We start from the raw sequence: 12048 nt of genomic DNA on the forward strand, positions 1-12048 counted from the left end.
CACGTGGAGGCACCGACCACAACGGACACGGCGGCGACGAGAGCTCGTCGCCGCCGCGTCAACGGGGAGGTTTCAGTGGGACTTATTGGTGCGTACGACGCCCGCCGCACCGCCACCACGGCGCACCGGCTCGGCCGTGGCGATCATGCCGTGCCGGGTGAACTCGATGGCCGTCGCGGCACCGAGCTCGGGCGTGCTGGCGAACGCGGGCTGACCGAGAGCGGCCAGCTCAGCGCCATACGCGGTGATGAAGGCGGGTTCCGCCTGTGGTGCGGCACTGTTGCGCTGCGAGGCACGCGGTGCCGCCATCGCCTCAGGCAACGTCATGCCGAGGTCGATGCGGTTGACCAGCATCTGCAGCACCGTGGTGATGATCGTCGCGCCACCCGGGGTGCCCAGTGCCAGGAACGGCTTGCTGCCGTCGAACACGATCGTCGGCGACATCGACGAGCGCGGCCGCTTGCCCGGGGCGGGCAGGTTCGGGTCGGGCGGGGCGCCCGGCGTCTGGATGAAGTTGAAGTCGGTCATCTCGTTGTTGAGCAGGAAGCCCCGGCCCGGCACGACCATGGCGTTTCCGCCGGTCTGCTCGATCGTCAGGGTGTATTCGACAACGTTGCCCCACTTGTCGGCGACGGTGAGGTTGGTCGTGCTCTGGCCGGGATTGCCGTCCGCCACGGCCGCAGACGTCGCGCAGTCGCCGTAACTGCCGTCCGGGTTGCCTGGCGCCACCGGCTTGGTGAGTGCCTTGGCCGGGTCGATCAGACAAGCGCGCTCGGCGGCGAACCGGTCGCGGAGCAACTCGTCGATCAAGCGGCGAGAGGTGTCGTCGCCGACATAGCGGTTGCGATCGGCGAAGGACAACGCGCTCGCCTCGAGATAGAGGTTCAGCGCGTCGACCGCGCTCAGGCCGGACAAGTCGAACTGCTCGAGGATGTTCAGCGCCTCGCTCACCGCGATGCCGCCGCTCGACGGCGTCGACATCCCGTAGACGGTGTAGCCGCGGTAGCCGGACTTGGTCGGCGCCGGGAACCTGACCTCGTAACGATCGAGGTCCGCGAGCGTCATGCCGCCGGGACGGATTTCGAACTGCCACGGCACCGCGGGATCCGCGGCGACCGGCGGATGCTGCACCGTCGACACGATGTCCCGGGCGATCCGGCCTTCGTAGAAGACGTCGGTGCCGTGCCGGGAGATCTCCCGATAGGTGTCCGCCAGGTCGGGGTTGCGGAACCGCGAGCCGACCACCGGCGGCTGCCCGCCCGGCAGATACAGCTTCCTGGTCGAGCTGAACTGCGCGAACTGGGAGGCGTTGTCGGCGATCTGCTGCCGGAACGTCGAATCGACGGTGAACCCGCGTTGGGCGACATCGGCCGCTGGGGCCAGCGCCGCGGGCAGCGACCGGGTTCCCCACTTACGCAGGGCTTCCTTCCAGGTGAGCAGCGATCCGGGCACGCCGGCCGAGATGCCGCTGACCCGGGCCTCCTGGAACGCCATAGGCGTGCCGTCGGCCTTGAGGAACGCGTCCTCACCCAGCGCGCGGGGCGCCGCCTCGCGGCCGTCGATCGTGTGCACCCGACGGGACTTGGCGTCGTAGTAGACGAAGAAGCCTCCGCCGCCGATGCCGGCGGAGAACGGTTCGGTGACGCCGAGAGTCGCGGCGGCGGCGACCGCGGCGTCGACTGCGTTGCCTCCCCTGCGGAGCACGTCGAGGCCGACCGCGGTGGCGGTAGGGTCGACCGTCGAAACCGCTCCGCCATATCCAGCGGCAGTGGGGTCCCTGGGCGGCTCAACACCGCCGTGCGCGAACACCGGGGCAGAACCCGGCACCACCAGCCCTGCCGCGGCCACGACAGCGACGACTGCGATCTTTCCGAGCTTCATTGCCCCTCCCGGATCAGCATGCGTCTCTATGTCCTACAGCCACAGTCCTCGATCGGCAACAGGGCGAGCAGAACCCGGATTCGCAGCCCGGCAACGGGCCGTCACGTTGTGCAACGAATCAGACGTGCCTCAGGTCAACAGGAGCCCGGCCAATCGGCGGCGGGCCAGCCAGGTCGCACCGCTGCCCAGCACGAGGAGATAGGCGACCGCGACGATCATCCCCGCGCCGAGGTCGCCCGTCGTGAGGCCCCGCATGAGCTCGACGCTCTGATAGAGCGGCAGCACCGCGACCAGCACCTGGAGCGCCGGTGGATAGATCGACAGCGGATAGAAGGTGGTCGCGAAAAGGAACATCGGGAGCATGACCAACTGCAGGTACTGGTGGTGATGTGGCTCGCGGATGAAGGTGGCTGCGGCCAGGCCGGCAGCGGAGAAGGCGTAGGCGATCAGCACCGCGGCCGGCACGGCGAGGACCGCCCACGCGGAGTGCACCATCCCGAGCGCGACGATGACCGCGAAAAAGCAGGTCGACGAGAGCGTGCTGCGCAGCACCGACGCCGCGATCTCACCGAGCGCGATGTCGCCGATCCGCATGGGCGTGGTGACGATCGCGTCGTAGACCTTGTCGAACCGGACCCGCCACCACACGTTGCTGGTCGTCTCGTTGACCGCGCTGTTCATCGCCGACGTGGCGAGCAGCGCGGGCGCCACGAACGCGGCATAGGCGGCCGCGCCGGTGTCGCCGCTGACCAGTTGCCCGATGCCCACGCCGATGGACAGGAGATAGAGGAAGGGTTCGAAGATGCCGTTCACGACGAGGTTCCACGGTCGGCCGTGGCGCAGGACCCAGAGATGGCGCACGACGATCAGGTGGGCGGACGACACGGTTCAGCTTCCCTTCACGCGTGGAGATGACGCCGGTACAAGCGGCGGGCCATCAGATAGCCCACACCGCAGAGGCACAGCAGGTATGCGATGTGGACGAGGGCGAGCGGCCAGGACACGGTGCCGAGGCTCAGTGAGCGGCACAGGTCGACGCCGTGCCACAGCGGAGTGGCGTAGACGATCGGCCGCACCACCGAGGGCAGTTGCTCCACGGCGAAGAACGTGCCGGAGAACAGGTAGAGCGGCATCACCACCCATTTGAAGATGCCGTTCACCGGCCGGATGTCGGTGAGCGTCACCGCCCATGCCGCGGACGGCAAGGCGAATGCCATCGCGGTGAGTGCGGCGGCCGGCAATGTCAGCAGCACCAGCGGGGAGCGCGCCGCACCGAACGCGACCATCACCGCCATGAACACCGCCGCGCTCAACACCACACGTGAGGCCATGAAGAGGAGATGACCGTGCAGGATGTCTTCGGGTTCGAGTGGGGTGCCGGCTGCTACCGGGTAGGCGCCGCCGGGTCCCCGGTTGACCGCCACCGGGAACGCGGCCTCGATGATGCCGTTCTGCATCGCGGCCGCCGCGAGTATGCCGGGCGCGAAGAACGCCAGGTAGTCGACGCCGCCGAGGGCCGCCGCGTCGGGACCGACCAGCCGGCCCAGTCCGACGCCGATCGCGACGAGGAACAGCAACGGGTTCGCGATGCTGATCACCACAGTGCCGCGCCACGTGCGGCGGTATCGGAGGATCCAGTAGCTGTACGCCCGCAGCGCCATCGCATCGGCGGTCGCCATCAGTCCACCAGCGTCCGGCCGGTGAGCGCGAGGAACACGTCTTCGAGACTGGCCCGCCGCACCATCGCGGTGGCCGGTCGCAGGCCGATCTGATGGACGACCGCCAGCGCCGCCTCGCCTTCGGCGGTATACCAGAGCACCCGGTCGGGCAGTTCCTCCAAGCGGTCGCGGATCGCGGCGTCGCGCAGCTTCGCCACGGCCTTGTCCTGCTCGCCGATCTCGAAGCGCAGCTCGAGCACCTCTTTCGTCGAGTGCGCGGCGATCAGCTCGGCCGGCGAGCCCTGAGCGACGATGTGGCCCTTGTCCATCACCACCAGCCGGTCGCAGAGCTGCTCGGCCTCGTCCATGTAGTGCGTGGTGAGGATCAGGCTGACGCCCTGCTGTTTGAGCCGGAACAGTCGATCCCACAGCACGTGACGGGCCTGCGGGTCGAGCCCCGTCGTAGGTTCGTCGAGGAGCAGGATCTCCGGCTCGTTGATCAACGAGCGGGCGATGGTGAGTCGCCGCCGCATGCCACCGGAGAGCGCGTCGACCCGCTCGTCGCCCCGTCCCGCGAGTTGGGCGAACTCCAGCAGCCCCGCGCTGCGGGCGGCGATGGTCGGTTTCGGCAGCCCGAAGTAGCGACCGTAGATCAGCAGGTTTTCCAGAACGGTGAGGTCCCGGTCGAGCGCGTCGTCCTGCGGCACCACACCGAGCCGGGCCCGAATCTCGCGGCCCTGGGTGAGCGGGTCCATGCCGAGCACTCGCAGCGAGCCGGCGGTCGGCGGCGACACGCACGCGATCATCCGCATCGTCGACGACTTGCCTGCGCCGTTCGGGCCGAGGAAGCCGAACGACTCGCCTCGCCGCAGGACGAAGTCGATGCCGTCGACCGCGGTGAACGGCGTGCCGTGACGGTCGCGGGGCGGGTAGCGCTTGACGAGGCCGGCCGCCTGAACGAGGACATCGAGCATGACGATGATCGTAGGAAACCGAGCAGAGCGGAGCAAGAACTTAACACTGAAACGAAAATGTCCGATCAGGCGGCGCCGCCGTGCGGGACGAGCAGTTCTTGCGCCCGCACTGTCGAGAGATTCCAGCGAAGCGTACGAGTATTGCGTGATTGCGTCGCGTCCTGCGACGATGACCGTCGATCCGTCCCGACCCCTCAAGGAGCGGTAGACATGGCGGTCTCGCGCCGAAGATTCGTGACCTCAGTGGCGGCCGGGTCCGCCCTGGCCGCTGTCTCCACCACCGAACTGGCCGCCGTCCTGGCCAGTCCCGCCAGTGCGGCCAGCCCGCCGGGTGACGTGGTGGGCAAGATTTCTGTCGGTTACCAGGGTTGGTTCGCCTGCCCGGGTGACGGCGCCCCGATCGGTGGCTGGTGGCACTGGTCGCGGGACCGGTTCCAGCCACCCTCACCCGGCAACACCACCATCGTGTCGTGGCCTGACCAGCGCGAGTACACGCGCGGCTACACCACCGCCTACCCCAACCTCGGCAACGGGCAGCCGGCCCAGTTGTTCTCGTCGTACGACGACCAGACCGTCGACACGCACTTCAAGTGGATGCAGCAGTACAACTGCGACACCGCCGCCCTACAGCGATTCAACCCGTTCGGCGACGAGGGCCCGACCCGCGACACGATGGCGCAGAAGGTGCGCACAGCCGCGGAGAAGTACGGGCGCAAGTTCTACATCATGTACGACGTCACGAGCTGGACCAGCATGCAGTCGCAGATCAAGACCGACTGGTCCACCAAGATGTCCGCACACACCGCCTCGTCCGCGTACGCGCGGCAGAACGGCAAGCCCGTCGTGTGCATCTGGGGCTTCGGCTTCAACGACGACGGCCGCCCGTTCGCCCCCGCGGCCTGCCTCGACGTCGTCAACTGGTTCAAAGCCCAGGGCTGCTACGTCATCGGCGGCGTCCCGACCTATTGGCGGCAAGGGATCAACGACTCCCGGCCCGGCTTCTCCGAGGTCTACCACGCATTCAACATGATCTCGCCGTGGATGGTCGGCCGCACCGGCGACCTGGCCGGCCTCGACTCGTTCTACAACAACGTCAACGTCCCGGACCAGGCTGACTGCAACGCCAACGGGATCGACTACCAGCCCTGCGTGATGCCCGGTGACCTGTCGTCGGGGCATCGGCGGCACGGTGACTTCTACTGGCGGCATCTCTACAACATGATCAGGGTCGGTGCGGCCGGGTTGTACGTGTCGATGTTCGACGAGTACAACGAGGGCAACCAGATCGCCAAGACCTCCGAGACGCAGGCGACGACGCCGGCCGGAGCGAACATTCGGGCGTTGGACGAGGACGGCACGTTCTGCTCGTCGGACTACTACCTGCGGATCACCGCGGACGGCGGCCGGATGCTCAAGGGCCAACTAGCCCTGACCGCCACCCGGCCTACTCAGCCCAACAACGGCACCGGCCCGCCAGACCCGCCGACCGGCAACCTGGCCCTCAACAAGCCGACCTCGGCCAGTTCCCAGAACGGCGGCTTCGTCGCCGGCAACTCTGTCGACGCCAACGCTGGCAGCTACTGGGAGAGCGCCAACAACGCGTTCCCGCAGTGGCTCCAGGTCGATCTCGGCAGCTCGGTCCAGGTCAACCAGGTCGTCCTCAAGCTGCCGCCCGGCTGGGAGACGCGTACCCAGACGATCCTGGTCCAGGGCAGCACCAACGGCTCGCAGTGGGGAACGCTGGCAGCGAGCGCCGGGGTGACCTTCAACCCCGCCTCCGGCAATACCGCGACGCTGACGGTGCTCGCCTCGCTGGCCCGCTATGTCCGCCTGACGATCAGCGGCAACACCGGCTGGCCGGCCGCCCAGGTGGCGCAGTTCGAGGTCTACGGCGGGATCAGCAACCCTGGCACGCCGCCCACCGCGCCGGGCAACCTCACCGTGACCGGCAAGACCACCACCAGCGTCTCGCTGTCGTGGACCGCGTCGACCGACGACACCGCCGTGGTCGGCTATGACGTGCGGCAGGGCGCCAGCGTGGTCGGCTCGCCGAGCGGCACGTCGCACACGGTCAGCGGCCTGACGCCGAACACCAGCTACAGCTTCTCGGTGGTGGCTCGCGACAACGCCGGCAACGTGTCGAGCTCCTCCAATGTGGTCACCACGACCACCGAATCGCCGCCGGCGAACACGAACCTGGCACTGGGCAAGCCGACCGCGGAGAGCGGGCACGTGCAGAGCTACGGCTCCGGCAACGTGGTCGACGGCAACGCCAACAGCTACTGGGAAAGCCCGAACAACGCCTTCCCGCAATGGGTCCAGGTCGACCTCGGCGCCACGACCTCCGTCAGCCGGGTCGTCCTCAAACTTCCGCCCCAGTCCGCCTGGCAGACCCGCACCCAGACCCTGTCGATCCAGGGCAGCACCAACGGCTCGTCGTGGAGCACGCTCTCGGGCTCAGCCGGGCGGGTGTTCAACCCGGCGAACGGCAACGCCGTGACGATCACCTTCACCGCGTCCTCGACCCGGTACGTGCGGGTCAACATCACCGGCAACACGGGCTGGCCGGCGGGCCAGCTCTCCGAGCTCGAGGTGTACGCGAGCTGACCACGGAACTCCGCCGGCCGCTGTCAATCGCCCTTCGCAGCGGCCGGCGGTCCGTCAGCCGGGTCGGTCGGCCGGGTCGCGGCGGCCGGCGGTCCGTCGGCCGGGTCCGTCGGCCGGTTCGCGGCGGCCCGGTAGGCGAGTAGTTGCCGCCTGCGCTGGAAGAGCAGGCCGGCGGCGGTCAACATGGCGACGGTGGCCAGCGCGAGTAGGACCCGCGCGGTCGGCTCGTCGCCGACGACCGCCGCGGCGCCGATCCCGAGCGCTCCGAGCAGCTCGATGGTGCCGGTCCGCCCGAGTTGCCGAGCAGTGCCCTGCTCGCGTAGGTCGACCACCAGGTCATCGATGCGCGGATCGGCTGCGGAGCCGGCGCGGATCGCCCGGGTCACCGCCCGCCGGGTCTCCGGGTCGGCGCCCTCCACCAATGGCGTTCCCGTCCGGCGCCGGACCCCGATGAGCAACGGTGCCGACAAGGCGATGAGGAAGACGAACGGCAGCAGCGGCACGACCACGTTCCAAGGTCGGGACAGCTCGCTAGTGCCACCCCGAGCCGCGAAGATGGCGGCGAGTGCGCCGAAACCGACCAGCATCGCGAGGACGATCCACCGGGTCGGCGCGGCCCTGCGCTGCTCCACATTGGACCGAAGTTGCGCGCGCTCCTCAGCCGAGAGCCCCATGGCGGGTTAGCTACCCAGCCGTGGCGAAGATCAATCGCTGTCGAGGTCCCGCAGTCGCTGCGCCGCGCTCTCCGGCGTGATGTCGCGCTGCGGCTGGGCCAGCAGCTCGAAACCGACCATGAACTTGCGGACGGTCGCCGACCGCAGCAGCGGCGGGTAGAAGTGCGCGTGCAGGTGCGCCTTCGGGTGCTCGCCACCGTCGGTCGGCCGCTGGTGGAAGCCCATCGAGTACGGGAACGTGATGCCGAACAGCCGGTCGTAGCGCCGCGTCACCCGGCCGAGGATGTCGGCCAGCCCGTCGCGGTCGGCGCCGTCCAGATCGGTCAGTGACCCGTGGTGAGTGCGGGGCAGCACCAGCGTCTCGAATGGCCACACCGCCCAGAACGGCACCAGTGAGACGAACCGGTCGTTGCTGTCGACGATCCGCGAACCGTCGCGGAGCTCCGCGGCGAGATAGTCACAGAGCAGGCAGTCGCCGGTGTACGCCACCTGCTGCGCGAGCTCCTTCGCAGGCTCGTTCGGCAGGCTCTCGGTCGCCCAGATCTGGCCGTGCGGATGCGGGTTGCTGGCACCCATCATCGCGCCGCGGTTCTCGAAGATCTGCACGTGCCCGACCCAGTCGAGCGCGCCGAGTTCGGCGTACTGCTCGGTCCAGGTGTCGACCACCGTGCGCAGTGCCGGTTGCGACATGCCGCCGAGCGTCAGGTCGTGCCGGGGCGAGAAGCAGACGACCCGGCAGAGCCCGCGCTCCGGCCGGGCGACGAGCAGGCCGTTGTCGTCGACTCCACCGCCCGCCGGCTCGGGCAGCAGGGCGGCGAAGTCGTTGTCGAACACGTACGTCGAGTCGTACACCGGCGTCTTGACCCCGCCGGCCCGGGTGTTACCGGGGCAGAGGTAGCAGGACGGGTCGTACTCGGGGCGCTTCTCCTGTGTCGTCTCCTCGACCTGGCCCTGCCACGGGCGAGCCGTGCGGTGCGGTGAGACCAGAACCCACTCGCCGGTCAGCCGGTTGAGCCGGCGATGCGGCGCGTCTGGAAGAAGGTCCATGCGTCCCCCACGATCGATGCCAGGTCGGGCTTCGCGGCGACCCAGCCCAGCTCAGCGCGCGCCCGGACCGACGACGCGATGAGCGTAGCCGGGTCTCCGGCGCGCCGTGGAGCGGGTGAGACCTTCACCTCCTGGCCTGTCACGGCGCGGACCATGTCGACGATCTGCAGGTTGGAGAAGCCCTTCCCGTTGCCCAGGTTGTAAATCTTGTGGCGCCCCGGGTCGATCGCCTCCAGGGCGAGCAGATGCGCGGCGGCGAGGTCCTCGATGTGGATGTAGTCGCGCACACACGTGCCGTCGCGGGTCGGGTAGTCGCCACCGAAGATCCGCAGGCTCGGTCGCAGGCCGGCGGCCACCTCGAGCGCGGCCGGGATCAGGTGGGTCTCCGGCTCGTGGCATTCGCCGAGCGGGATCGGGCCGTCGAGCGCGGCGCCCGCCACGTTGAAGTAGCGCAGACTGGTCGCGCCGAGCTGGTGCGCCTTGACCGCGTGCGCGATGGCCATGTCGATGGCGAGTTTGGTCCAGCCGTACGGGTTCGTCGGCGCCACCGTCGCCTGCTCCGTGATCGGAAGCGTGCTCGGGTTGCCGTAGACGGCGGCGGTCGAGCTGAACACCAGACGCTGCACGCCGGCCACGCGGATCGCGTCGAGCAGGGCGAGTGAACCACCGACGTTGGTGTTCCAGTAGATCTCCGGCCGCTCCACCGACTCGCCCGCCGCGATCTTGGCAGCGAAATGCAGCACGCCGTCGAACCCGGCGCTCGGGGTCAGCACTTCGCCGACCTCATGGAGGTCGCGTTTGTGCAGCATGACCTCCCCGGGCAGCGAGCCGACGTGCCCGGTCGACAGGTCGTCAATGACCTCGACCGTGTGTCCCGCGTCGAGCAACTGGTGCACGACAACGGACCCGATATAGCCGGCACCGCCGGTCACGAGCAACTTCATGGGTCTGACCCTAGGGCCACGACACCCCGGTGCGGCATCCGCGATGAGCAATCAGCGGAAATGTCGCCGTAATACGCGAGATGATCAACGAATAGGGCTCGGAGGAACGCTCATGCTAAGTCAGAAGAAGGCCACCGTGTACGGCGGCGGCGGCGCGATCGGCGGCGAGATCGCTCGCGTTTTCGCAGCTCAGGGTGCTCGGGTCCACCTGGTCGGCCGGACCGCCCCCGCGCTGGAGGCGGTGGCCGCCGACATTGGCTCACTCGGCCGTGAGCCGGCCGAGACAAAGGTGCTGGACGTGCTCGACGAGAGGGCGGTTAACGCGTACGCCGCTCAGGTCGGCAAGCTGGACATCTGTGTCAACGCGGTCGCCCTTGAAGGCGGCGCACAAGGCATGCCCTTGATCGAAATGAGCGCGGACACGGTCGTCCAGCCGATCGCCGACGCGGTGCGAACGGCATTCAACATCGCCAAAGCCGCCGCCGTCCACATGACCAACGGCGTGATCATCATGCTTTCCACCCCCATGGCCCGCGTGCCGGTCGCGACGACAGGCACGTTCGGTAGTGCCTCGGCCGCGCTCGAGACGATGACCCGCCAACTGGCCGCCGAACTCGGCCCGCGTGGCACCCGGGTGGTCTGCCTTCGGCTGACCGGCATCCCCGAAACGGCGACCCGCCTCGGATCACAGACCGAACGCGTGTGGCGCGACGCCGCGGCCCGCCTGGGCATGTCGTTCGAGCAGGTGGTCGAGGCGGCCGGCGCGGGGAGCCCGCTGGGCGAGCCCTTGACGGTCAACCGCGTCGCGGAACTGGCGGCCTTCGTCGCCTCCGACCACGCCCGAGCCCTGACCGGCACGGTCCTGAACGCCTCCGGCGGCGCGGTTCCCGATTAGCTCGCCTCCTGTCCCGTGGGTCGTGGCCACGTTCAAGGGTCTGAGCTGGTTGTATGCCTTGACAAGAATATGCCTAGAGGGCCATATTAGGCCTCGTGCCTGTTGACGCCTTCGCGGTGCTGGCCGAGCCCGCCCGCCGACGCATCCTCGACGAGTTACGCGACGCCGATCGGAGCGTGGGCGAGCTCGTTGCCGCCCTGACGATCAGCCAACCGACGGTGTCCAAGCACCTCAAGGTGCTGCGCGACGCGGGGTTCGTCTCGTCCCGCACCGCGGCGCAGCAGCGCATCTACCACGTCGAGCCGGCGCAGTTCGCAGCCTTGGACGAGTGGCTCGCGCCCTACCGTCTGCTGTGGACGAAGCACCTCGACAAGCTGGCACGACACCTCGACACGATGGAGCGGTGATGGACACCTACGAACCCGGCCCGCTGGCAGACGTGCGCGCAGAGCAGGCGATCGACGGTAGCTGGACGCTCGTCTTCGTCCGCGTCTTCCCACATCCGCCGGCGCGCGTGTGGCGCGCCCTGACCGCACCTGCCGACCTCAACGAGTGGGCGCCGTACACGGCCGACCGCGACCTGGCCACGCTTGGCCCGGCCACGCTGACGATGATCGACGGAGACGAGCACACCGACATCGCCGTCGAGGTCACCGAGGTCGACCCGGAACGGACGCTGACCTACAGCTGGGGCACCGACCTGCTCCGGTGGGACCTGGCGCCGACCGGAGCCGGCACTCGCCTGACCCTGCATCACACAGTCTCCGACCCGTCCTGGATCGCCAAGGTGGCCGCAGGTTGGCACATCTGCCTAGACGTCGCCGACCACCTGATGGAGAAGAACCCGATCGGTCCCATCCGTGGCAACGCGGCCCGCGCGCACGGCTGGGAATACCTCCGCGACGCCTACGCCACCAAGCTCGACGTCGAAGAAGGGTGAGCGCCGCTATGCCTGTGGGGTCAGGGATTCGCCGCCGGTGTCGGCGCCGAGACGCCACAGTGCCAGCCGGTCGGCGGCGGCGAGCACCGCGAGGATGACGCCGAGCACCCAGTGGCCGGTCGCGACCAGCGCGACTGCGGCGCCGCCGAACACGAGCCATTCAGGCAGGAGGCGCTGGGGATCGGGGCGTTTGTGAGCGGCGCGTGGGGCTACCCAGCGCGACCAGATCGCGATGGCGACCGCCACCAACGCGGCGGCCAGTAATGCGCGGGCCCAGACCGGATCCGCGATGCTCCAGCCGCCGTAGCCGATCGCGGCCAGGGCAGCCAGTTCGAGCAGGAAACGGAGGAGGAGGGCGGTCGCCTTCATGGTCGCTCCACGATACTTGGCGCGATGAGTGCCGCACGGGTTTTAGATCTTGTTCAGGG

12 protein-coding genes are annotated in these 12048 nt (G+C 68.8%); 4 read left to right on the forward strand and 8 right to left on the reverse strand.

Going from position 1 to position 12048, the window contains the following annotated elements; all coding sequences use genetic code 11:
- Positions 1-72 precede the first annotated feature (72 nt).
- The 4 genes from ggt to BLV39_RS01540 all read right to left on the reverse strand — a co-directional run bounded on the left by ggt (position 73) and on the right by BLV39_RS01540 (position 4519).
- Entirely contained in the window at positions 73-1881 is a 1809-nt protein-coding gene (gene ggt / locus BLV39_RS01525; protein ID WP_090786294.1) for a gamma-glutamyltransferase, read from the reverse strand.
- Positions 1882-2010: 129 nt separating this feature from the next.
- Positions 2011-2766 (reverse strand): ABC transporter permease, encoded by a 756-nt coding sequence (locus BLV39_RS01530; RefSeq protein ID WP_090786296.1) that lies wholly within the window; start codon positions 2764-2766, stop codon positions 2011-2013.
- Positions 2767-2780: 14 nt separating this feature from the next.
- Positions 2781-3560: an ABC transporter permease gene (locus tag BLV39_RS01535; protein ID WP_090786298.1), complete on the reverse strand. Its 780-nt coding sequence runs from the start codon at positions 3558-3560 to the stop codon at positions 2781-2783.
- Positions 3560-4519 (reverse strand): ABC transporter ATP-binding protein, encoded by a 960-nt coding sequence (locus tag BLV39_RS01540; RefSeq protein WP_373315440.1) that lies wholly within the window; start codon positions 4517-4519, stop codon positions 3560-3562. Before BLV39_RS01540 ends, BLV39_RS01535 begins: the two co-directional genes overlap by 1 nt.
- 204 nt (positions 4520-4723) lie before the next feature.
- Between BLV39_RS01540 and BLV39_RS01545 the strand changes: the two genes are divergently transcribed.
- On the forward strand, positions 4724-7120 hold the full coding sequence (locus BLV39_RS01545; protein WP_090786302.1) for a galactose-binding domain-containing protein: 2397 nt from the start codon (positions 4724-4726) through the stop codon (positions 7118-7120).
- Positions 7121-7143: 23 nt separating this feature from the next.
- On the opposite strand, the gene BLV39_RS01550 is transcribed toward BLV39_RS01545, so the two are convergent.
- Genes BLV39_RS01550 through galE form a run of 3 tightly spaced genes read right to left on the reverse strand, consistent with a single transcriptional unit; the run spans position 7144 to position 9785 of the window.
- Positions 7144-7794 (reverse strand): hypothetical protein, encoded by a 651-nt coding sequence (locus tag BLV39_RS01550; RefSeq protein WP_143049604.1) that lies wholly within the window; start codon positions 7792-7794, stop codon positions 7144-7146.
- Positions 7795-7824: 30 nt separating this feature from the next.
- The gene (locus tag BLV39_RS01555) at positions 7825-8841 is read right to left on the reverse strand and encodes a UDP-glucose--hexose-1-phosphate uridylyltransferase (protein WP_090786306.1); all 1017 of its coding nucleotides are present in this window, start codon (positions 8839-8841) and stop codon (positions 7825-7827) included.
- Positions 8796-9785, reverse strand: coding sequence for a UDP-glucose 4-epimerase GalE (gene galE / locus BLV39_RS01560; protein WP_090786308.1), 990 nt, complete (start codon positions 9783-9785; stop codon positions 8796-8798). The genes BLV39_RS01555 and galE overlap by 46 nt, the downstream gene beginning before the upstream one ends.
- 136 nt (positions 9786-9921) lie before the next feature.
- On the opposite strand from galE, the gene BLV39_RS01565 reads away from it, so the two are divergent.
- From BLV39_RS01565 to BLV39_RS01575, 3 genes are all read left to right on the forward strand, one after another.
- Positions 9922-10680, forward strand: coding sequence for an SDR family NAD(P)-dependent oxidoreductase (locus BLV39_RS01565; RefSeq protein ID WP_176984732.1), 759 nt, complete (start codon positions 9922-9924; stop codon positions 10678-10680).
- A gap of 95 nt (positions 10681-10775) precedes the next feature.
- Complete coding sequence (locus BLV39_RS01570; protein ID WP_090786312.1) at positions 10776-11087, forward strand: ArsR/SmtB family transcription factor; 312 nt, start codon at positions 10776-10778, stop codon at positions 11085-11087.
- Entirely contained in the window at positions 11087-11620 is a 534-nt protein-coding gene (locus tag BLV39_RS01575; protein WP_090786314.1) for an SRPBCC family protein, read from the forward strand. The genes BLV39_RS01570 and BLV39_RS01575 overlap by 1 nt, the downstream gene beginning before the upstream one ends.
- Positions 11621-11626: 6 nt before the next feature.
- Here the strand turns inward: BLV39_RS01575 and BLV39_RS01580 are convergent, their stop codons facing one another.
- Positions 11627-11989, reverse strand: coding sequence for a YrdB family protein (locus BLV39_RS01580; protein ID WP_090786317.1), 363 nt, complete (start codon positions 11987-11989; stop codon positions 11627-11629).
- Positions 11990-12048: the final 59 nt, after the last annotated feature.

Origin of the sequence: Asanoa ishikariensis, assembly GCF_900107455.1 — a bacterium.
GTDB lineage: Bacteria > Actinomycetota > Actinomycetes > Mycobacteriales > Micromonosporaceae > Asanoa > Asanoa ishikariensis.

Excerpts from the sequence above, each read along its gene's own strand:
- ggt (WP_090786294.1), bottom strand. The coding sequence starts at position 1,881 with ATGAAGCTCGGAAAGATCGCAGTCGTCGCTGTCGTGGCCGCGGCAGGG.
- BLV39_RS01535 (WP_090786298.1), bottom strand. The coding sequence starts at position 3,560 with ATGGCGACCGCCGATGCGATGGCGCTGCGGGCGTACAGCTACTGGATC.
- BLV39_RS01545 (WP_090786302.1), top strand. The coding sequence starts at position 4,724 with ATGGCGGTCTCGCGCCGAAGATTCGTGACCTCAGTGGCGGCCGGGTCC.
- BLV39_RS01550 (WP_143049604.1), bottom strand. The coding sequence starts at position 7,794 with ATGGGGCTCTCGGCTGAGGAGCGCGCGCAACTTCGGTCCAATGTGGAG.
- BLV39_RS01555 (WP_090786306.1), bottom strand. The coding sequence starts at position 8,841 with ATGGACCTTCTTCCAGACGCGCCGCATCGCCGGCTCAACCGGCTGACC.
- galE (WP_090786308.1), bottom strand. The coding sequence starts at position 9,785 with ATGAAGTTGCTCGTGACCGGCGGTGCCGGCTATATCGGGTCCGTTGTC.
- BLV39_RS01575 (WP_090786314.1), top strand. The coding sequence starts at position 11,087 with ATGGACACCTACGAACCCGGCCCGCTGGCAGACGTGCGCGCAGAGCAG.
- BLV39_RS01580 (WP_090786317.1), bottom strand. The coding sequence starts at position 11,989 with ATGAAGGCGACCGCCCTCCTCCTCCGTTTCCTGCTCGAACTGGCTGCC.